Genomic DNA, 19,680 nt, shown 5'->3' on the forward strand with positions numbered 1-19,680 from the left:
TCGTTTTATGCTATAATTTAACATAGTATAAACAATTTTCTTGGTCTGCACGAAATAAACGGTTTCCTAATAAATCGTGAAGGAGTGAACCTGTATGAAGCAGCGTACAGGAGGAATAGCAGCACTTTTCCTGATAGTTTTTTTCGGCGTTTTGTTTTACTGCGGGGCAAATGCATATATGCAGGGGGATAATTCGTCAGATAATAAAGCATCGGCAGCACGGGTTGTTCATGTGGGTATTCTGCAGCAGCGTGGGTATTCAATCCTTCAGGAGTATGGGGGAGCAGTCGGTTTTGATGCTGAATACATGTATAAAATCGCCCAGTACGCAGGCTTTCAGATTGAATTTCACCCGTACAAGGATTTTCGCGCGCTTCTATCCGCTCTGGAGCAGGGAGAAGTACAGGTGGCGCTTGGTATTTCCCAGACTGATGAAAGAAGGGAAAAGTTCCTTTTTACCGATAACTGGATGAACAGAGGCATGATGAGCATCCGTGTACGCGTTGACGATAAGCGCTATGACTACGGAAACGTGCAGAAGATTGACGGGATGCGTATCGGTGCAATCCGTGGCTCAGTCATGCTTACCAAAGCAGAGAGATGGGCGGAAAACAATGAAATATCTCCGCAGTTTGTTCTGTATGAAAATGTCGGAGATTTGGAAGAAGCACTCATACACGAAGATGTAGACGGAGTTGTGGTAGGCGGCATGATGCTTTCCGACCACTACAGGGCTATTCTTCGTGTTTCAACCGACCTATATTACCCCATACTGAATAAAAATGAGAAGAAGCTGCGGCTTGAGATTGATAATGCCATGAACCGTATCCTGAGAGAGGAGCCGCTTTATCCTGAAAAGCTTAAGCTTAAGTATCTCAGTGATGATCAGAACAGGGTTTTCTTTACAGCGGAGGAAGAAAACTATCTGCAGGAGCATCCTGTTCTGCGCGTTGCAATCGCAGATCTTTATCCACCGTTTTACGAAGAAAAGAATGGAGTAAGCAAAGGCATTGTGCCTGATTTTTACCGTATCGTGGCTTCACGCATAGGTGTGCAGGTTGAATTTATAAAATATAAAAACCGTTATGCCGCATTGGATGCCATGCACAGAGGTGAAGCGGATGTTCTCGGACTTTCAACTGAAGATATCATAGCAGCCTCACAGGTTGGACTCGTTCAGACAAAACCATATTTTTCATTCCCGGTATTTCAGATCCGCCGTCCGCGGACGGCGGAAATCAACAGAGTTGCTGTTATGAATTTCATGCCGATGCACATTCGAAGCGCAATAAATGGACGTTTTCCGAATATCCATTTCATTGAATATCCTGATATCAGGGCGTGCTTTGAGGCGCTGGAAAGCGGCGAGGTGGACTCGCTTTTCTGCAACATGGTGCAGATGAATTCCTTCATGAGCAGGTTCAGACCTGTCGAATATTTAGTTGAAGGAGTTGAGCATATCTCCGTCGACTGCTCGGGAGAAGTAATTCAGGAAAATGCAGTCCTCGGCTCAATACTGAGCAAGGCATCAATGACTGCGGCAAATGAGATTGAGGGTATCATCGACAGCAATGTATATATGAAACCTACGCTGAGAGGTCTTCTGCAGTCTCTGCCGATTCAGTGGGTGGTTGCGTTCTTTGCATTGCTGCTTGTCATTATCGGTCTGAGCGTATGGGAGCATTATTCAGCTGAAAAACAAAGGGTACTTGCAAACCTTGCGAAAAAGCAGGCAGCCCTTGATGCCGCAGAGCAGGCGCGCAGAGCTGAAAGCAGCTTCCTCTCATCCATGAGCCATGATATAAGAACTCCCTTGAATGGAATCCTGGGCTACACGCATCTTGCAAAAAAATCCGAAAGCATAGGCGAGATACGTCATTTCCTTGACCGTATAGACGGCTCGGGACACCTGATGCTGGATATTGTCAATGATATCCTTGACCTTTCGAAAATCGAAAGCGGCAAGATGGTGCTCAGCTCAGAGTGGTTTGACATAAGGGAGCTTTTTGAGGCAATAGAATCGTCTATATCAATGAATGCAGAGGGAAAGGATATAGATTTTTCAGCAGTATGCGATGTTCCGGAAAGACTGTATATTCAGTCAGACCGGCTGCGTATCCAGCAGATTGCTATGAATCTCTTGAGCAACGCAATAAAATACACTCCTGCAAGCGGACATGTAAGATGGGAGATGTCGGTTAAAAAAGAAGGAGAGCAGTGGATGCTCACTGAGATATTCAAGGACGACGGTATCGGTATGAGCGAAGAGTTCCAGAAAAAAATGTTTGATGTCTTCACTCAGGAAAACCGTACGGAAATGAAGGGCGTACAGGGGACGGGCCTCGGCCTTTCCATCGTCAGCAGATTCGTTGAGCTTTTGGGCGGTACGATTGACGTAAAGAGCCGCCTGCACGCAGGAACTACATTTACAGTGCGGATTCCTGTTCAGGCAGAATATCATGAGGTCGAGGAAGTACAGGAAGGCAGTGAAGGTACTGTTTCAAAGGATTTCCTGAAAGGAATGCCTATTCTTCTCTGCGAGGATAACGAGGTGAACGCGGAGCTTGCACGATTCCTTCTGTCTGATTACGGCGCTGACACCATAGACTGGGCAAAGAACGGCGCGGAAGGCGTCGAGATGTTTAAGAACAGTGAGGAGAACAAATACAAGCTTGTCCTAATGGATTTAAGAATGCCGGAGATGAACGGTTTTGACGCGGCAGAAAACATTCGGGCACTTAACCGCGAAGACGCGTCGAAGGCGGTAATCATTGCAATGTCTGCTGATGCTTATGAATCTGACGTAAAGCACTGCATTGAGGTAGGGATGAACGCGCACATAAGCAAGCCAATCAATCCAAGCGAGCTTATAAAAGTTATTGCGAAATTTTTGTGATGCAAAAAGATGAGGAACACCGAAAGGCATTCCTCATCTTTTATTTTGCTGACGGAAGCTTTTTGACGACAGCATCCATGAATGGCTTTGTGAATTTGAAAACAAAAGCATCCTTGCCGGGTGATTCTTTTATATCCTCAAAGACAATACATTGTGACAAGAATCCGAATTCGTTGTTGCGCGCATACGCCATATCACGGAGGTCTTCAAAATCCGTGCCCATAGACGGCGTATATCCGAGCAGGGAAAGCTCATCATAGGAAAGTACAATTTCGCCGTTTTCAGGTACAGTTTTTCTCAGACGTTCAAGAGCCGTACTAAATATTTTTTTCATGATATCATCGTAAGACAAGGTATTATTTTCCTGCATGAAGTACCTCCGGAGCTGTTTGAATTTTGTTTTAATAGTATCATGCAGGGCTGTTATGGGCAATGCAGAAAAATTTCAAATCATTTTCATTTGATGAATATACCTGCGACGGGTGGAAACAGAGCGTTTGTTGTGGTATAATATCACAGGTTATTTACTTTTAATGAAAGTTATTGTTAAAGGAGCGGTTCTTGCATGTCAGGACATTCTAAATGGGCAAATATCAAACGTAAAAAGGGCGCAAACGACGCAATCCGTGGAAAGATTACGACGAAAATCGGCCGTGAGATTACGATTGCAGTTCGTATGGGCGGTCCGGATCCGGTCGGCAACATGCGTCTGAAGCTGGCTTTGTCCAAAGCAAAGGCAAACAATATTCCTAAGGACAACATTCAGCGTGCCATCAAAAAAGGTCAGGGCGCTGCTGACGGAGCAAATTACGAAGAGTTCACATACGAGGGCTATGGTCCGGGCGGTGTCGCAATGCTTTTGGATATCATGACGGATAACCGCAACCGTGCGGCTGCTGATGTGCGCCATCTTTTCTCCAAGCATGGCGGAAACCTCGGTGAGACAGGCTGCGTTTCGTGGATGTTCAAGCAGAAGGCTGTTTTCGTAGTCGAGAAGGAAAAATTCGAGGACGAGGATGCTCTGATGGATATCGTTCTTGAGGCAGGCGCGGAAGATATGAAGGCAGAGGATGATGTATTTGAAATCACTGCCGAGCCGGGAGATTTCAATGCTGTCGAGGCTGCACTTGCTGAAAAGGGTATTGAGACTGCATCCGCTGAAATCACGATGGTACCTGATACGACAGTTCATCTCGAGGGTAAGGACGCGCAGAAGATGCTCGACCTCATTGACGCATTTGAGGAGTCCGATGATGTTCAGAACGTCTATGCAAACTATGAGATTGATGAGGATTCCCTCGAAGGCTGAGTAAAGCAAAACGCACCCGGAGAAATCCGGGTGTTTTCTTTTATAATGCAGACATAGGAAGTTTTGCCTTTGGCAAAACTTGAATTAATGCGTTATAACTCGGCGTGCGCCTCGTTGAAATGCCACAGAGGAAAGTTTGTCATGGACAAACTTTGATTAAAGGCATTATAACTCGGCGTGCGCCTCGTTGAAATGCCACAGAGGAAAGTTTGTCATGGACAAACTTTGATTAAAGGCATTATAACTCGGCATGCGCCTCGTTGAAACGCAGACATAGGAAGTTTTGCCTTTGGCAAAACTTGAATTAATGCGTTATAATAAACAGAGTATTTGTTCTAAAAGGAGCGGTTGAAAGAAATATGCTGGTACTTGGAATCGACCCCGGTACGGCTATCTGCGGCTACGGATTTGTTGAAGCAGCCCAGGGAAGCCGTCTGATTCCGCATGAATATGGAGCTATATTGACGAGCCCTAAAGCACGCATGCAGGACAGACTCATGAAGCTTTATGATGAGCTTGATGAGCTTATCAAAAAATATAAGCCTGATGCAATGGGTGTTGAACAGCTGTTTTTCAACCGAAATGTTACGACGGCGATACCTGTCGGGCAGGCGCGTGGAATTGTGCTTTTGGCTGCGGCGAAAAATAACATTGAGCTTGTTGAGCGCACGCCGCTGCAGATTAAGCAGTCAGTTACAGGCTACGGAAAGGCGACGAAGGAGCAGGTTATTTACATGGTGACGAAGCTTTTGCATCTTCCCGAGCCGCCGAAGCCTGATGATACGGCAGATGCGCTGGCGGCGGCTATATGCACGCTGCATTGCTTGGACAGTATTCGATGGAGGAACGGTTGATATATGATAGGATTTCTTCGTGGCAGAGTCGCGCATCTTTTGGCGGACTGCTGTCTTTTGGATGTAGGTGGCGTAGGCTACCGCGTGTATATCGCGTCGGCAACGCGGAGCCGTCTTCACATGGGGGAGGAAGCGACGCTTTTCACGCATCTTTCCGTGCGTGAGGATGCTTTGACTCTTTATGGTTTTTACAGCCAGGAAGAGTATGATATTTTTCAGCAGCTTATTTCCGTTTCGGGTATAGGCCCTAAGGTAGCTCTTGGTATTTTGTCTGCAATATCCGTGGATAAGCTTTGCGCGGCAATCCACGGGCAGCAGCTTACAGTTTTGACAAAGCTTCCGGGTATAGGGAAAAAATCTGCCCAGCGTCTGATTCTGGAGCTGAAGGATAAAATAGCCGCAGGCTCAGGAGACATCGCTGCAGATGATGTTTCGGATATGCCTGTTGTCGGGGATGATACAATATCCGAAGCAACTGCGGCATTGATTTCACTCGGATACTCACAGGCCGAGATTGACCCTGTTATGCGGCGCGCGGGAGAAGGAATGGATGCGGCGGCACTCATCCGTTTTGCTCTGAGTGAGTTTGGAAAGAGAAAATAATACGAAGGGAGGGAACTGAGTGGAGCTGACAAAGGAAGAGGAAGGACGCATTGTCTCCATGGAGGCACAGTCTGCGGATGACTGGCAGTACAGCCTGCGCCCAAGAAAGCTCAATGAATATATCGGGCAGGACAAGGTCAAGGAAAATCTGTCTGTATTTATACAGGCTGCGCTTAAACGCGGTGAGGCGCTGGATCATGTGCTTTTGTACGGGCCTCCGGGCCTTGGAAAGACGACTCTTGCTGCAATTATCGCGAACGAGCTTGGTGTGAATTTCCGTGTTACCAGCGGACCTGCTATCGAGCGTTCGGGGGATTTGGCGGCGCTTTTGACGAATCTCGGTGAGCGTGACGTGCTTTTTATTGACGAGATACACCGTCTTTCCCACAGCGTAGAAGAGGTGCTTTACTCCGCTATGGAGGATTTCGCTCTGGATATCGTTATCGGAAAAGGTCCGAGTGCCCGTTCTATCCGTTTGGATATAGCCCCATTTACTCTTGTCGGGGCAACGACGAGGGCAGGGGCCTTGGCGGCTCCTCTCAGGGACCGTTTCGGAGTAATAGAGCGGCTTGAATACTATAAGCCCGATGCACTGGTCGAAATCATAAAGCGTGCGTCGGAGATTCTGCAGATACCAATAGACGACCACGGAGCGGAGGAGATTGCAAGGCGCTCCCGTGGAACGCCGCGTATAGCAAACCGCCTATTGAAGCGCGTGCGCGATTTTGCGCAGGTAGACGGACGGGGAACGATTACTGCTGATACCGCAGACAAGGCCTTAAGCCGTCTTGAGGTTGACAAAGCAGGGCTTGACCGTACTGACCGTCGTATGCTGGATACTATGATTCAGAAATTCGGAGGCGGCCCTGTCGGACTTGATACTATTGCAGCAGCTATCAGCGAAGAGCCTGATACAATCACGGACGTATATGAGCCATTTCTGCTGCAGATGGGTTTTCTGATGAAGACTCCGAGAGGACGCGTCGTGACACGGGCAGGCTATGAGCACATGCATGTGCCGTATCCGGAATGAGGTAGAAGCGGAATGAAATTACTTATGCACATGTGCTGCGGCCCATGCTCATGCTACCCTGTAAAACGGCTGCGTGAGGAAGGCATTGAGCCTGTCGGGTTCTTTTTTAATCCTAATATCCATCCATATATGGAATGGAAAATGAGGCTTGATACGGCGAAGGAATTTGCGGAAAAGGTAAAAATGGAAATACATACGGACGAGGAATACCGAATCCGTGATTTTCTGCGCAGAGCTCTGCCCCTTGAACCGGAAACTACGGAGGAGGCTGTCCGTATCGCAGCAGAGGGCGGAGAAAAGGCCCGCTGCCGTATGTGTTACAGCTGGCGTCTTGGAGAGGCTGCGCGCTATGCGGCAGAAAATGGATATGAGGCTTTTACATCAACACTTTTTTACAGCATTTACCAGATGCACGACCTTATGAAGGAGACCGCGGAGCATTTTGCAAAGCAGTATGGTGTGGAATTTTTCTATGAGGATTTCCGTCCGGGTTGGCAGGAAGGTATAGATATATGCAATTCGCTGGGACTATACCGTCAGCCCTACTGCGGTTGTATATTCAGTGAGGAAGAGCGCTACAGCAAGGCAATCAGGAAGGCGCACAAAAAGCTGATGAAGGCACGGAAGGCAGCGCGGCTGCAAATGGAAAAGGAGGAAAGGCATGAAACAGAAAACTTTTAAGATACTTGCGGTGTGTCTTGCACTTGCATTGTGGATGCTGCCGACCATGGTGATGGCGGCGCCGCAGAAATCGGATAAAATGTCCAAAGCACCTGCAAAGGAAACTGTATCAAGGACCACACCTTCAAAGGCCAACACTGATAAAACAAATACAGCCAAAACGAATACTGCCAAGGCAGATACTTCGAAGAAAGCCGTCCCTGCAGCAAAAAAAGAAGAGCCGATGCTTCGTGTCGGTCTGGCAGAGGAGCAGAATTCGGCTGTATTCTCCGCAGACAATGATTACGTAGTCCGCGACGGAGCAACCGGCAAGGGCCTTGAGAAAAAAACACATAAGGATAAGCTTACGATTACGGTAAAAAATCATCAGTTTGTGTTGAACGGCAAGGCTGTGTCAGCAAAGAAAATCAAACTGAAGCCTGTAGACAGCAAGGAAAAAATTGTTTTTTCATACAACGATACTAAGTACCGGGGAGAATTTGAGCTTGTCCTGAAAAACGGAAGCTTTACGGTAATAAATATAGTAAAGCTTGATGATTATATCGGCGGAGTACTTAATGAGGAAATGGGTGAGGGCTGGCCGTCTGAGGCTATGAAGGCGCAGGCAGTTGCGGCACGCACATTTGCCCTTTATACAGTGGGCGAGGAAAAGCACGAAGAGGACGGATATGATGTATGCGCCACGACACACTGTCAGGTATACGGCGGCGTTGAGTCAGAGTCAAGAGATGCGCTTGCGGCGGTATCCGCGACGCGAGGCGAAGTGATGACCTACGGCGGAAAGCCAATCTATGCGGCTTTTCACGCATCATCAGGCGGACGTACGGCAGGAAGTGACGAGACAAATGAAGTGCTGCCGTATCTGAAATCACGTCTTGACCGGGAGGACTCAGTAAACCCGAACCAGGAATGGCAGATCGCTGTACCTGTTACAACACTTGTACAGAAGCTCCGCAGTGAGGGCTATAACATCGGGACACTTAAAAGAATCGAGATTTCACCCCTTGATATACAAAGCCCGAAGCCATCAAAGGACAGATATACCTCATGCCGCGTGAAAACAGTACGCTTTGTAGGAAGCGTAAAGACAGTTGAGGTTCCGGGAACAAAGCTCCGCTGGATATTCGGACTTCACAGCACGCTTTTTGATATACGCTACGGCAGCGGAAAATCCATCAAACCAAACAAGGACGGAAAAATCGAGATAAAAAACCGTTCAGGTGAGACAATTACCTTTGACGGCGCCGGCTGGGGGCACGGACTCGGACTTTCCCAGTGGGGTGCGAGGGGAATGGCTGCAAAGCACGGCTACCGTGATATTCTCGCACGGTACTATACAGATGTTAAGATTGAAAAATTATTTTGATTGAAGGAATAAAGAAACATGTTATTATCTGATTTTGATTATGACCTTCCGGAGGAACGTATCGCGCAGACTCCGGTAGAACCAAGAAATTCTTCGCGTCTTATGGTTCTTGACCCGGTGGAAAAGACCATAGAGCATCAGCATTTCTACGACCTGAAAAAATACCTTGAACCCGGTGATACGCTCATATTCAACGATACACGAGTAATGCCTGCAAGGCTTATCGGGCACCGTGAGCCTACAGGCGGACGTGTGGAGGTATTCCTGCTTCGCCGTATCAGCGGAGACACGTGGGAGACACTTGTTCAGCCGGGTAAAAAAGCAAGACCGGGGACAACGGTAAAGTTCAGTGATGAGCTTTCATGCGAGGTTATGGACAATACGGACTTTGGCGGACGTATTGTAAAATTCTCATATGAGGGGATTTTCGAAGAAGTGCTTGACCGTCTCGGAGAGACACCGCTTCCGCCGTATATCCATGAGAAGCTGCAGGACAAGGAACGCTATCAGACCGTATACAACCGTGAGGAAGGCTCTGCAGCTGCGCCTACGGCAGGACTTCACTTCACAAAGGAGCAGATGGAGGATCTGAAGGAATACGGAGTCAACCTTGGATTCCTTACGCTGCATGTGGGACTCGGTACATTCCGTCCCGTAAAAACGGATACCATCGAGGAGCATCAGATGCACCGTGAGTATTACTCCATATCCGACGAAACGGCAGACCTTGTGATGCGCACGAAGGCAGCAGGACACAGAGTCATAGCGGTAGGGACGACATCCATCCGCACATTGGAATCCGCGGCAACAGCTAAGGGACAGATTGCGGGGAAATCAGATTCCACGGATATATTCATCTATCCCGGCTATGATTTCAAAATCGTTGATGCGATTATCACGAATTTCCATTTGCCGAAATCTACGCTCATCATGCTCATAAGCGCATTCGCAGGCCGTGAGTTTGTTCTGGACGCGTACAAAACAGCCGTTGATGAAAAATATCGATTCTTTTCCTTTGGCGACGCTATGTTCATAAAGCGTCCGCCGAAGAAATGATTTTTTGCTCAAAGGGGAGGGGCTTTTGTGAGACACAGCACAGGATTATGTGTACTATTCGTAGTTGTCGGCGCGATACTCGGAGGACTTCTGGGAAACCTTTTATCCAACGTGGACGCGCTCTCGGGTTTTATGCCCTATCTGACGGAAAGCTATCCGGTCTTTGATATGGCACCTGTCACGGTGAATCTTTACGTAATCAAGCTGACAGTAGGACTTGCCTTTATGCCAAACTTCATGAGTATTCTTGGCATTGTTTTGGCACTGTTCCTGTTCAGACGCTACTGAGGAGGATATAAATGATATATCTGGCTTCGGGTTCACCTCGCAGAAAAGAGCTTTTGACACAAATCGGATGCCGGTTTGAGATTGTAAAAAGCAACGCGGAGGAGCTGAAGGATTCGATTCTTTCACCTGATGTGCTTGTCATGGAAAATGCCTGCCGCAAAGCTGAGGAAGCCGCATCACGACTGGAAAAGGATGCTGCAGTGCTTGGCGCGGACACCGTAGTTGCGCTTGACGGAAAAATCTTTGGGAAGCCAAAGGACGAAAAAGACGCAGCGCGTATGCTGAGTGAGCTTTCGGGCCGCTCCCACGAGGTATATACCGGCATTGCAATCGTTGCAAACGGAAAAACATTTCGCGCGGTAGAAAAGACACTCGTTGAATTCCGCACAATCTCTGATGAAGAAATAAAAAAATATATCAAAACAGGAGAGCCGATGGACAAAGCCGGAGCTTACGCGGTGCAGGGGATTGCAGCGAAGTTCATACCACGCATCGAAGGCTCGTTCTCGAATGTAGTCGGGCTTCCAATAGCTGCCGTTGACTCACTTGCACGAAAGGCAGGAGTCGAGCTTTATGGAAATATTGATGCGTGACCTTCCTGAGGATGAACGTCCACGGGAAAAGCTTTTGAGCTGCGGAGCAAAAAACGTCAGTGACGCAGAGCTCTTGGCAATACTTCTCCGTACAGGGACAAAGCAGCGCTCAGTTATCCGCGTAGCAGAAGAAGTGCTTTCAAAATACAAGGATAAAGGACTTCATGCGATTTCGCACATGACACCAAGAGACATCTCCACGGTTCCGGGAGTCGGACCTGCGAAAGCAGCCACAGTAATCGCGGCGGTGGAGCTGGGGAAAAGAATCGCATCAAGAGCCGCGCTGCAGGTAGAATCAATACGCGGCCCCGAGGACGCTGCGAACTACGCCATGCCTCTCCTTAGAGATGAAGTGCAGGAGCATTTTGCAGTAATCCTTCTTGATACGAAAAACCATATCCTTATGATGCCGATTGTTACCAAAGGAACACTTTCCTCATCTGTGGCGCATCCAAGGGAAGTATTTCATCAGGCAATCGAGCATTCGGCAGCCAGCATAATCCTTGTGCACAACCATCCAAGCGGAGACCCGACACCCAGCCGTGAAGACATTCAGGTAACGAAGCGCATGACTGAGGTAGGGAAAATCATGGACATACCTGTGCTGGACCACATCATCATCGGTGATGACAGATTTACCTCAATGAAAGAAAAAGGACTCATGAACTGATACAATTTAGACGACAGCGTAACATTCGTTACATCCTGTCGTCTTTTTATGTGTTAAGATGAAAAAGGAAAAAGAAAAGGGGGATTATTCTATGAATAAATGGAAAATAGTCGTATCGTCAGTCACCGGCAACACGAAAAAAATAGCAGATGCAATGGCTGAGGCAGTAGGAACCAAGGCAATAGACTTAAAGGACGCATCACCGGAGACTGATGGAGCAGATATAGTTGCGGTAGGCTTTTGGCTTTGGCGCGGCGGCCCGGACCCGAAGACAGCAGAGTTTCTTTCAAGGCTGCACGATACAAATGTAGTACTTTTTGCAACGCATGCGGCGGACGCGAAAAGCGAGCATGCAGTAACTGCACTTGCAAGAGCAGCATACAACGTGGGACCGAACTGCAATATCATAGCAACCTTCAGCTGTCAGGGACAGGTATCTGAAGCAGTGCTGGCACGCAGAGCAAAGCTCCCCAAGGACGACCCTCATACGAAATCCACAGGCTGGATTACATCAAAGGGACATCCGAACAAAGAAGATATAGCAAACGCCGCAGAATTTGCAAAAAAGGCAGACCATAAGCTTGAGCTTTTGAAGAAATTTATGGAGAAAAATAAATCCTGATTTTATATCTGAATACATATTCCGTGTGATTATCCGAACGGCTGGGTGTTAACTAAGTTTTAATACCCAGCCGTTCGACTATTTTCCTATAGATTTTTGAAAAGGATAAAATTCTGGCAGGATAAAAGTTACAAAGAAATAGGGACTGACGAAATATTTTTTCTCAAATAGACCGTAGTAGAATATTGAATGTAATTTTGTAAACTGCGTGAGGCAATTCATGGTCTGTAAATAAGTACAGAGTCGATATACATGTAACCAGGAAGAAGTGATTGTTTAATGAAATGGCAATTGTATTCAATGACGAAACAATAGATGTCTTTAGTAGTGAAAATATTGGACTTGGTGCCAGCGTTTTGCCGGCAGATGGAATGATTGGTGTCGGACATTTAGAAGATAGTGAAGGAAATATAGTAAAAGATTCTAAAACAATAAATAAGGAAATGACAGGAATAAGTATTGGAGGGGCGGCATCAGTACTTCGAGGCGTTTCAGAGGCAGTTACACCATCTGGTTACAAATTTGTTATTAAATTTATGCAATCTAATGCATCGGTTGGTATATCATGGGGGATTACTAGAAGAGTAGGTAAGTTGAAGGAGTTATAAAATGGCGAAAATAATACAGTTATGTAAAATGATGATTTCAAGTGCAAAAGAATATTTCTTGAATAGGAAATTTCAGCTAAGTGTTTTATTTATGGTATTGCCAGTTTGGATTTTATATACCACATATTATACATACTATGATGAGACTACTAAAAATGCTGTTATTAAAGAAACAGAGCATATTGTTAATTATGTTGGGAATGGTATAACTTTTGAGTATAAAAATAGTGATAAAATAATTGTCTTTAGGTCCGAAATATATATTAATATGACGGATGTTGATAGCGTTGATAGGTATCGTAAATTTCTGGCGGAAAACGGGTATAAAAAAGTAAGTGATGTCGTTTGGGTAAAAAATAAATATACAATTGTTGAGGAATATACTAAGGAATTCATAATAGTTAATGTAGAATATGTAAAAGATAAAATTCAGTGAATTCCATGAACTTTCAAAGAATGTGAAGGCAGTAGGAAACGGAACCCTGAACGCAAAAGAAAACATAAACATAACAGCGGCAGAGCAGGGCAACGTAACCAGCACAGAAAACAACACATCAAGCAGCTTCGCAGGAATGAGCATAGGACTCGGCACGGGAACAATAGGAGTAAACGTATCCGGAAGCGCAGGAGTGGAGACAATTGATAATGAAAGAAAAAAATGGGTTGAAAAGTTGGCATTTTTATTTGTTGGGTTTTTTTATGGGGTGGGCGATGTTTGCAAAGAGAATTGTTGCAGCACATCCCGATTTTATTGAAGAATATGGGTGGATTGCATATCAACCGTTTACGGTTTATGTTATTATTTGTGCCTATGCGATAGGGAATTTATCTGACTTAACAAAGAAGGCGGTAGAACAAAAATACGATAAGTTAGATGGATTCTTATTGTGCGTTTTTTTGTGGTAAAAGTGATAGGTATTTCTGTTAGTGTGGCAATATTTTATATGTATGTGCTAGGAGGTAAGCCTAATTTGTTGATTTGTCTATAAGATGCAGAAATTTATATTTTGGTGACAACACAAATAACAATTTATGGGGTGGATGAATATGTAAAAATATTGGGTAGTATATGGTTCAAAGCAAACTCTGATTATAACGCCTTCGTTCCAGTTTTGCCGTAGGCAAAACTTCCTCTATCAGCGTTTCAACGAGGCGTGAGATATGCTCACCGCCAGTTATTTGTCCCAACCCCCACTTACAGAAGTGGGGGACATCCTTTGCCGAGTTATAAGCGCGCTTTTAGCTGTTGGGATGATTTTGTGTGTGATTGCGATTGCTTGTCTGGCAGTAGGAATACCGGTTGTTGATTTTGTAATTCCAATGGGAGAACTGTTTTTTATTCCGGCAGTATATTTTATAGCGTTATCGGAAGCATATTTTATGACCAAACTGCTCCAATACGAGGAAGCAGAAAACCAAATTTATTGATTTGCTTCCAGGCAGTTAAACTGTGAAAATAAGAAAAAAGTTGCATGTTTATCAAACTTATGGGATATTTACACTGGTTTCGTTTATATTACAATGGTAAAGTGATGTAAATTTGTAAATGTTCATTATGTTTGAACACGAAAAATGAATGCTTCGTGCACGAGGGGGAGAAAAATGGGGAATTTGAAAAAGAAGATTGTGAGCTGCATGCTGGCGGTTATGTGTTTCGTGCCGTGGTTAAATGTAAGCACTTGTGAAAGCGCGGAGGTTTTGAACTGGAAAGTTGGAGATGAGAGTGTAAAAGTACCGGCAGAGGTACTGGTGTTGTTGTTAAATGCGGCGCAGGCTCAAGCTGATAATGACCATTTGACGGAACTTGACTATGTGGAAGAAGGTGTCGAACGATTTCCAAATGAGGCAATTTTTTATTATATGCGTGCGGGGTTGTATCCGTTGCCCGGAATAGATAAAAAAGAAAAAGTAATGGAAAATCTTGATAAAGCAATAGAACTTAACCCGGATTTTATAAGAGCCTATTATTATCGTGGAGAGAGGTATATCTATACAAAAGAATATGATAAGGCGTTGGCTGATTTCAACAAAGCTATAGAATTAAAGCCTGATTCTGTTTATTCATATTATATGCGAGCCTGTGTGTACCATAAAATGAAAGAGTATGATAGTGCCATAACTGATTATAGTAAAGTGATTGAACTTGCCCCTGATAGGTCTGATTTTGAACGTTTTGAACGTGCGAGATTATATTTTACACAGGGAAAATATGATGATGCTATTCGGGATTGCAATGTACTGATTCAAAATAACAAAGAAACGCGTGGTTCAAGAGAAGAAAATAATTCTGATGTGAAAGGGGTCAGGATGCTTATCGGACCCTATGGATTATATTATTCAACGGATGATTACGATGAGGAGCATAAAGATTATAACAGAAGGTTCTTGGACTCGCGTTCATCATTATCAAAGGTATATATACTGCGCGGCAAGAATTACTATGCACAAGGAAAATATCGGGAAGCTTTGGCGGATGGAAAGGAAGTCATAGCGCAGAAACCCAAATCAAAGGCTGCTAAAGAGCTGATAGAGAAAGCTGAAGCAGCTTTGAAAAGTAAATAATCGTACATTTAACACCGGAGGGGCAGAAGATTGTTTCCTCCGGTTTTTTCATTTTATGATACTATTATAGGTAAAGGAAATGAGATGGGAGGTGTTCTTGTGGGAAGTGCGGAGCTTTTTGAAAGGGACGGTCAAAGCCGATGGAGAAAGGCTTTTTTCCTTTCGGCTTTGCTTCACGCAGGAGCATTTGCCGTATTTTACTATTTTGCTCCTGTTATGCAGCCTCAAGAGAGTCAGCCCCTGATGGTGGAGCTGGAAGGGCTGCCGCAGGAGGGATTTCCTGAAAGCGGAGGAAATGGTATAGGTTCAGGCGGTACAGGGATTGCTTATGGTGATGGTGCCTTATATGGCGGAGACGGGCAGGTTTATTCTGCGGAGACTGCAGAGGCTGGTGAAGGTGATGACATTTTGACTGAAGCAGCTGCTGCGGTGCCTGTGGAAAATAGCAGCGGTGCAGTTTCGGGTACTGCGGGAAGCAAAGAAGCGGCTGAGAAGGAGATAGCAAGGAAGGAGGAAGCTGGCGGCGGAAGCTTTGATCCTTATTCGATATTGATAAACTCCGGAAGCGGCGGGCCATCTCTTGGCAGGAGTGCAAAGCTTCTTCATGCGGAGTATCCTGCGGCAGGAACGGCGACCTATAAAGGCCGTGTGAATATCTCCGCCTGTATAGGGACGGACGGGAAAATACGTTATGCGGAAGTCGTCCATTCGTCGGGAAGTAAACTCGTGGATGCGATTGCAATGAGCTGCGCGAAAAAATGGATTTACAGTCCCGCAACGGACAAAAACGGAACGCCTATAGAGTGCAATGCGCTCATAAGCATTCCGTTCCGTGAAAAGAAGGAAAAATAAAAGCAGTGCATATCGCGAATGTGCGGTATACACTGCTTTTATTATGTCGTTATTTAACTTTGCTTGCTTCGTAATCCTTAAGCGCGTCAAGTGCCTCGCCTGCAAGAGGGTACAGCATGAAGATGTTGAATATGGTCATGAGGCCGACGCCGACGTCTCCAAGGTCCCACACGAAGGTGTAGGCTGCAAGGCCGCCGATGAAGAGCATGGCGAGGGCAATGATTTTATATACTGTCTGCCATGTCCAGGAATCTCCGAAGATGTACGCGACGTTTGAACGCGCATAAAACAGGATTCCGATGAATGTGGAGAAGCAGAACAGAAAGAGAATCATGGCAATGAATATAGTGCCAAATTCGCCGAGATGGTAGTTTACTGCAGACTGTAAAAGCTCCATACCGACTTTGCCGTCTGTGACGCTGCGCGGTGCGAGGAGAAGTATGAAGGCGGTGCAGCTGCAGATTACGATGGTGTCGATGAAAACACCAAGGGACTGAACAAGCCCCATCTGCGCGGGATGCTGTACACGTACTGTTGCGGCTGCGCATGGAGCTGAGCCGCTTCCTGCTTCGTTGGAGAAAAGTCCGCGTTTTACACCTGTCATGAGAACGGCGCCGAAGCCGCCTGCTGCTGCCTGCTGAAAACCGAATGCTTCAGAGAAGATACGTGACAGTACATCAGGAATTGCGGTGATGTTTATGAGTATAAGTGCAACGGTGATTCCAAAATAACATGTAGCCATGAAGGGGACGATGATATCAAGAACAGGCACAGTCAGATTTTTCCGAAGAACAATGATGGCCGAAAAAAGCACCAGTACGATTGTGGTATAGAGAGGCGGAATACCGAAAGCGTTCTGAAAGGAAGATGTTACTGAGTTGCTTATGACCTGACTGATGCCGCACCAGCAGATAAGACCTGACAGGGCGAACAGAAACGCAACAACTGAGTAGCGTATCGGGTGTCCTTTTTTCTTTTCAAAGTAATCGTGGATATAGTAGGCCGGGCCTCCGCGATAACCTCCGTACAGAGGATCCTTTGTCTGGTGGAGCTGGGCGAGGGTTGCTTCTACGAAGGCGGTGGAGGAACCCAGGAGTGCGGATATCCACATCCAGAACACTGCTCCTGCGCCGCCTGCAGAAACTGCGGCTACAACACCTACAAGATTTCCCATTCCGACACGCGTGGCGGTGGAAATCATAAGGGACTGAAAGGATGATAATCCGTCACGGTGATGTGTCTGTTTGAGAACGGTATCTACTTCGTCACGGAAAAGGCGTATTGGAAGGACACGCGTCCTTATGGTGAAGTAGATTCCTGTCGGTATCAGAAGCATTACGAGAAGTGAAATACCGAGTGTTCCGCCTCCGGGAAGCGGAAGCGTAATCAGGTCGCCCCACAGAAACGCGCAGGCGGCTTCAATAAGATTTATGATGCCTTGTATCATTTAACATGTCTCCTTGAGGAAAAATAAGGAGTGTCCGTCTTAGACAGACACTCCTTATATTTTACGGGGAAAGATTTATTTTGTAAACATTCGGCAGTATTATTTATTGCTTTCGCGGCGGAATGCATCAACCTGCTTGAGTGCAGAGCCGTCAGCAACGAGCTTTTCTGCAAGCTCTACGCCTGCTTTTACGGAGTCAGCCTTGCCACCGACGTAGAGAGCCATTCCTGCGTTCATCATGACGATATCGTATTTCGGGCTTTTTTTGCCGTTCAGGATATCGAGGGTATCCTTTGCGTTTTCCTCAGGTGTTCCGCCGACGATATCATCCTTTGTTGCTCGGGTGAAGCCGAAATCCTCCGGCTGGATTACATAGTTTTTGTATTCTGCGGAGTCATCGCCGTTTGGAGCGTGGAACTCGCAGACTGTTGTCGGAGCGCTGACGGAGATTTCGTCCAGCTTATCCTGCCCGTAGATGACTACGCCGTGTTTGACGCCGAGTCCGACGAGAACCTTTGCAAGCGGCTGAACAAGGTATTCGTCGTAAACACCGAGTACCATGCGTGTCGGGTGCGCCGGGTTCGTGATAGGACCGAGGATGTTGAAAACTGTGCGGATACCAAGCTCTTTGCGGATAGGTCCGACGTATTTCATGGAAGCATGGTATTTCTGTGCAAACATGAAGCAGAGACCGATGTCATTAAGCTCGCGGACGCAGGTTTCGGGCGGCTGGTCAAGATTTACTCCGAGAGCTTCAAGGCAGTCAGCTGCGCCGCTCTTTGATGATGCGGCACGGTTGCCATGCTTTGCGACCTTTACTCCGCCTGCAGAAATTATGAAAGCAGCAGTAGTGGAGATGTTGATACTGCCTGCATGGTCACCGCCTGTACCGACTATCTCAAGTACGTCCATGTCATGAACAACCTGCTTTGCATGGTCGCGCATTGCGGCAGCGGAGCCTGCAATTTCAGGGATTGTTTCTGCTTTTGTGCTTTTCGTGGAAAGTGCCGCGAGGTATGCGGCGTTCTGTACTGCGGTTGTCTGACCGTCCATAATCTCTGTCATAACGGTGTAGGCTTCATCGTATGTCAAATCCTCTTTACATACGATTTTCTTGATTGCCTCGGCTATCATTGATACCACTCCTTGAAAAATTGGATTATTTGACTGAACTGTAACATTAAAAGCTTACCACAGAAACATTTGTGTTTTATTAAATGACAAAAAATTGACAAAATTTTTTTTTGATGGTAACTTTGTAGATGTTGCAGGGGAGCCGCGAAGGCGGCTGAGAAGGAATACCTGACTCTTTGAACCTGATCAAGTTTAAGCTTGCGTAGGGAGCAACAGAGGATGGGAGTATGCCGGCTGCAGAGCCGGTTTTTTTGTTTGGAGGAATCATTATGGGGAAAGAAGAACTGCAAAAAGCTGTACGTGAGGCTGTACAGAGAGTGAGGGAGAAAAATCCGATGGCGCCGTCCATCACGAACACAGTAACCATCAACCTTGTGGCTAATGCGCAGCTTGCTGTGGGAGGTTCGGCGGCTATGGTGTACATGCCTGACGAGGGCGAGGCGATGGCACAGCTGGGCGGTGCCATGTATATAAACATGGGAACTCAGATGCCTATCTATGCAGAGACTCTCATACGTACGGCGCGGGCGCTTCGGGAGGAAGGAAAGACATGGGTGGTTGACCCCGTGGGAATAGGGGTTGGCGGACTTCGGATGAGCGTTTTGAAATCCTTTAAGGAGTTCAAGCCAGGTGTTGTACGCGGAAACGCATCTGAGATAATTGCGCTTGCAAATCTCTGGGGACTTGAGAGCGGTGTCAAAAATGACGGTGTGCGCGGCGTGGATGCTACGGACAGTGTGGATGAGGCCGGGGCTGCTGCTGTTTCTGTTGCACGCTTTACCGGTGGCGCTGTGGCAGTATCAGGAGTACGCGACCTTGTGACGGACGGTAAGGTTGTTGTGCGCTGTGATGGCGGTTCGAAATTTCTTCCTATGATTACAGGTGCAGGCTGCTCACTTGGTGGTGTTGTGGCGGTTTATGCCTGCTGTGCTTCACCCTTTATTGCGGCATTGACGGGCACGCTCGTATATAATCTTGCAGGAGAACGGGCTGAGAAAAAATCCGAAGGACCGGGGAGCTTTCAGGTGCATTTCCTTGATGAGCTTTACAAGGCATCTGCTGAGGAAATTTCGGTACAGTCATTTTCCATTGAGGAGGAATAAATC

The 19,680-nt window shown here is 46.5% G+C and carries 23 protein-coding genes and 1 riboswitch; of the genes, 20 read left to right on the forward strand and 3 right to left on the reverse strand.

Features of this window, described 5'->3' with window-relative positions; genetic code table 11:
* Positions 1 to 94: 94 nt before the first annotated feature.
* Entirely contained in the window at positions 95 to 2,896 is a 2,802-nt protein-coding gene (locus tag BUA83_RS03520) for a hybrid sensor histidine kinase/response regulator (RefSeq protein WP_072934819.1), read from the forward strand.
* Positions 2,897 to 2,936: 40 nt separating this feature from the next.
* Here the strand turns inward: BUA83_RS03520 and BUA83_RS03525 are convergent, their stop codons facing one another.
* On the reverse strand, positions 2,937 to 3,266 hold the full coding sequence (locus BUA83_RS03525; protein ID WP_072934820.1) for a hypothetical protein: 330 nt from the start codon (positions 3,264 to 3,266) through the stop codon (positions 2,937 to 2,939).
* A 195-nt stretch (positions 3,267 to 3,461) separates the two neighbouring features.
* Between BUA83_RS03525 and BUA83_RS03530 the strand changes: the two genes are divergently transcribed.
* The 18 genes from BUA83_RS03530 (at position 3,462) to BUA83_RS03610 (ending at position 15,993) form a co-directional block, all read left to right on the forward strand.
* Positions 3,462 to 4,205, forward strand: a complete 744-nt coding sequence (locus BUA83_RS03530) for a YebC/PmpR family DNA-binding transcriptional regulator (RefSeq protein ID WP_072934821.1) — start codon at positions 3,462 to 3,464, stop codon at positions 4,203 to 4,205.
* 359 nt (positions 4,206 to 4,564) lie between these two features.
* Positions 4,565 to 5,059, forward strand: coding sequence for a crossover junction endodeoxyribonuclease RuvC (gene ruvC, locus BUA83_RS03535; RefSeq protein ID WP_072934822.1), 495 nt, complete (start codon positions 4,565 to 4,567; stop codon positions 5,057 to 5,059).
* A gap of 3 nt (positions 5,060 to 5,062) precedes the next feature.
* The gene (gene ruvA / locus BUA83_RS03540) at positions 5,063 to 5,662 is read left to right on the forward strand and encodes a Holliday junction branch migration protein RuvA (protein ID WP_072934823.1); all 600 of its coding nucleotides are present in this window, start codon (positions 5,063 to 5,065) and stop codon (positions 5,660 to 5,662) included.
* A gap of 58 nt (positions 5,663 to 5,720) precedes the next feature.
* Complete coding sequence (gene ruvB, locus BUA83_RS03545) at positions 5,721 to 6,695, forward strand: Holliday junction branch migration DNA helicase RuvB (RefSeq protein WP_072935068.1); 975 nt, start codon at positions 5,721 to 5,723, stop codon at positions 6,693 to 6,695.
* Between the two features lie 12 nt (positions 6,696 to 6,707).
* Positions 6,708 to 7,376, forward strand: coding sequence for an epoxyqueuosine reductase QueH (locus tag BUA83_RS03550; protein WP_072934824.1), 669 nt, complete (start codon positions 6,708 to 6,710; stop codon positions 7,374 to 7,376).
* Entirely contained in the window at positions 7,357 to 8,742 is a 1,386-nt protein-coding gene (locus BUA83_RS03555; protein ID WP_072934825.1) for a SpoIID/LytB domain-containing protein, read from the forward strand. Before BUA83_RS03550 ends, BUA83_RS03555 begins: the two co-directional genes overlap by 20 nt.
* A gap of 18 nt (positions 8,743 to 8,760) precedes the next feature.
* Positions 8,761 to 9,798, forward strand: coding sequence for a tRNA preQ1(34) S-adenosylmethionine ribosyltransferase-isomerase QueA (gene queA, locus BUA83_RS03560; RefSeq protein ID WP_072934826.1), 1,038 nt, complete (start codon positions 8,761 to 8,763; stop codon positions 9,796 to 9,798).
* A gap of 27 nt (positions 9,799 to 9,825) precedes the next feature.
* Positions 9,826 to 10,086, forward strand: coding sequence for a DUF4321 domain-containing protein (locus BUA83_RS12540; RefSeq protein WP_072934827.1), 261 nt, complete (start codon positions 9,826 to 9,828; stop codon positions 10,084 to 10,086).
* A gap of 11 nt (positions 10,087 to 10,097) precedes the next feature.
* Positions 10,098 to 10,679: a Maf family protein gene (locus BUA83_RS03570; RefSeq protein ID WP_072934828.1), complete on the forward strand. Its 582-nt coding sequence runs from the start codon at positions 10,098 to 10,100 to the stop codon at positions 10,677 to 10,679.
* Positions 10,660 to 11,349 carry a RadC family protein gene (radC, locus tag BUA83_RS03575; RefSeq protein WP_072934829.1) on the forward strand — a complete coding sequence of 230 codons (690 nt, stop codon included), beginning with the start codon at positions 10,660 to 10,662 and terminating at the stop codon, positions 11,347 to 11,349. Before BUA83_RS03570 ends, radC begins: the two co-directional genes overlap by 20 nt.
* Before the next feature lie 91 nt (positions 11,350 to 11,440).
* Complete coding sequence (locus BUA83_RS03580) at positions 11,441 to 11,971, forward strand: flavodoxin family protein (RefSeq protein WP_072934830.1); 531 nt, start codon at positions 11,441 to 11,443, stop codon at positions 11,969 to 11,971.
* Positions 11,972 to 12,243: 272 nt separating this feature from the next.
* Positions 12,244 to 12,579, forward strand: a complete 336-nt coding sequence (locus BUA83_RS03585) for a hypothetical protein (protein ID WP_072934831.1) — start codon at positions 12,244 to 12,246, stop codon at positions 12,577 to 12,579.
* A 1-nt stretch (position 12,580) separates the two neighbouring features.
* Complete coding sequence (locus BUA83_RS03590; protein WP_072934832.1) at positions 12,581 to 13,015, forward strand: hypothetical protein; 435 nt, start codon at positions 12,581 to 12,583, stop codon at positions 13,013 to 13,015.
* Between the two features lie 22 nt (positions 13,016 to 13,037).
* Entirely contained in the window at positions 13,038 to 13,334 is a 297-nt protein-coding gene (locus tag BUA83_RS12930) for a hemagglutinin repeat-containing protein (protein WP_072934833.1), read from the forward strand.
* Entirely contained in the window at positions 13,219 to 13,485 is a 267-nt protein-coding gene (locus tag BUA83_RS12730; RefSeq protein ID WP_200795984.1) for a hypothetical protein, read from the forward strand. Before BUA83_RS12930 ends, BUA83_RS12730 begins: the two co-directional genes overlap by 116 nt.
* A gap of 255 nt (positions 13,486 to 13,740) precedes the next feature.
* Positions 13,741 to 14,007: a hypothetical protein gene (locus tag BUA83_RS03600; protein ID WP_072934834.1), complete on the forward strand. Its 267-nt coding sequence runs from the start codon at positions 13,741 to 13,743 to the stop codon at positions 14,005 to 14,007.
* 174 nt (positions 14,008 to 14,181) lie between these two features.
* Positions 14,182 to 15,141 carry a tetratricopeptide repeat protein gene (locus tag BUA83_RS03605; RefSeq protein ID WP_072934835.1) on the forward strand — a complete coding sequence of 320 codons (960 nt, stop codon included), beginning with the start codon at positions 14,182 to 14,184 and terminating at the stop codon, positions 15,139 to 15,141.
* Positions 15,142 to 15,171: 30 nt separating this feature from the next.
* Complete coding sequence (locus BUA83_RS03610; RefSeq protein WP_072934836.1) at positions 15,172 to 15,993, forward strand: energy transducer TonB; 822 nt, start codon at positions 15,172 to 15,174, stop codon at positions 15,991 to 15,993.
* A 49-nt stretch (positions 15,994 to 16,042) separates the two neighbouring features.
* On the opposite strand, the gene BUA83_RS03615 is transcribed toward BUA83_RS03610, so the two are convergent.
* Both BUA83_RS03615 and trpD read right to left on the reverse strand, forming a co-directional pair.
* Complete coding sequence (locus BUA83_RS03615; protein WP_072934837.1) at positions 16,043 to 17,440, reverse strand: alanine/glycine:cation symporter family protein; 1,398 nt, start codon at positions 17,438 to 17,440, stop codon at positions 16,043 to 16,045.
* A gap of 99 nt (positions 17,441 to 17,539) precedes the next feature.
* Positions 17,540 to 18,574 carry an anthranilate phosphoribosyltransferase gene (gene trpD, locus BUA83_RS03620; protein ID WP_072934838.1) on the reverse strand — a complete coding sequence of 345 codons (1,035 nt, stop codon included), beginning with the start codon at positions 18,572 to 18,574 and terminating at the stop codon, positions 17,540 to 17,542.
* 125 nt (positions 18,575 to 18,699) lie between these two features.
* Positions 18,700 to 18,800: riboswitch (TPP riboswitch) on the forward strand.
* Between the two features lie 43 nt (positions 18,801 to 18,843).
* Between trpD and thiM the strand changes: the two genes are divergently transcribed.
* Entirely contained in the window at positions 18,844 to 19,677 is an 834-nt protein-coding gene (thiM, locus tag BUA83_RS03625; RefSeq protein WP_072935069.1) for a hydroxyethylthiazole kinase, read from the forward strand.
* The last annotated feature ends 3 nt before the right edge of the window (positions 19,678 to 19,680 follow it).

Source organism: Schwartzia succinivorans DSM 10502 (genome assembly GCF_900129225.1).
Lineage (GTDB): Bacteria > Bacillota > Negativicutes > Selenomonadales > Selenomonadaceae > Schwartzia > Schwartzia succinivorans.

Bases quoted from the DNA above. Each gene is read 5' to 3' on its own strand.
- BUA83_RS03580 (WP_072934830.1), top strand. From the start codon at position 11,441: ATGAATAAATGGAAAATAGTCGTATCGTCAGTCACCGGCAACACGAAA.
- BUA83_RS03530 (WP_072934821.1), top strand. From the start codon at position 3,462: ATGTCAGGACATTCTAAATGGGCAAATATCAAACGTAAAAAGGGCGCA.
- ruvC (WP_072934822.1), top strand. From the start codon at position 4,565: ATGCTGGTACTTGGAATCGACCCCGGTACGGCTATCTGCGGCTACGGA.
- BUA83_RS03570 (WP_072934828.1), top strand. From the start codon at position 10,098: ATGATATATCTGGCTTCGGGTTCACCTCGCAGAAAAGAGCTTTTGACA.
- BUA83_RS03590 (WP_072934832.1), top strand. From the start codon at position 12,581: ATGGCGAAAATAATACAGTTATGTAAAATGATGATTTCAAGTGCAAAA.
- radC (WP_072934829.1), top strand. From the start codon at position 10,660: ATGGAAATATTGATGCGTGACCTTCCTGAGGATGAACGTCCACGGGAA.
- ruvB (WP_072935068.1), top strand. From the start codon at position 5,721: ATGGAGGCACAGTCTGCGGATGACTGGCAGTACAGCCTGCGCCCAAGA.
- BUA83_RS03605 (WP_072934835.1), top strand. From the start codon at position 14,182: ATGGGGAATTTGAAAAAGAAGATTGTGAGCTGCATGCTGGCGGTTATG.
- BUA83_RS03555 (WP_072934825.1), top strand. From the start codon at position 7,357: ATGAAACAGAAAACTTTTAAGATACTTGCGGTGTGTCTTGCACTTGCA.
- ruvA (WP_072934823.1), top strand. From the start codon at position 5,063: ATGATAGGATTTCTTCGTGGCAGAGTCGCGCATCTTTTGGCGGACTGC.
- trpD (WP_072934838.1), bottom strand. From the start codon at position 18,574: ATGATAGCCGAGGCAATCAAGAAAATCGTATGTAAAGAGGATTTGACA.
- BUA83_RS03520 (WP_072934819.1), top strand. From the start codon at position 95: ATGAAGCAGCGTACAGGAGGAATAGCAGCACTTTTCCTGATAGTTTTT.
- BUA83_RS03615 (WP_072934837.1), bottom strand. From the start codon at position 17,440: ATGATACAAGGCATCATAAATCTTATTGAAGCCGCCTGCGCGTTTCTG.
- BUA83_RS03550 (WP_072934824.1), top strand. From the start codon at position 6,708: ATGAAATTACTTATGCACATGTGCTGCGGCCCATGCTCATGCTACCCT.
- BUA83_RS03600 (WP_072934834.1), top strand. From the start codon at position 13,741: ATGCTCACCGCCAGTTATTTGTCCCAACCCCCACTTACAGAAGTGGGG.
- BUA83_RS03525 (WP_072934820.1), bottom strand. From the start codon at position 3,266: ATGCAGGAAAATAATACCTTGTCTTACGATGATATCATGAAAAAAATA.
- queA (WP_072934826.1), top strand. From the start codon at position 8,761: ATGTTATTATCTGATTTTGATTATGACCTTCCGGAGGAACGTATCGCG.
- thiM (WP_072935069.1), top strand. From the start codon at position 18,844: ATGGGGAAAGAAGAACTGCAAAAAGCTGTACGTGAGGCTGTACAGAGA.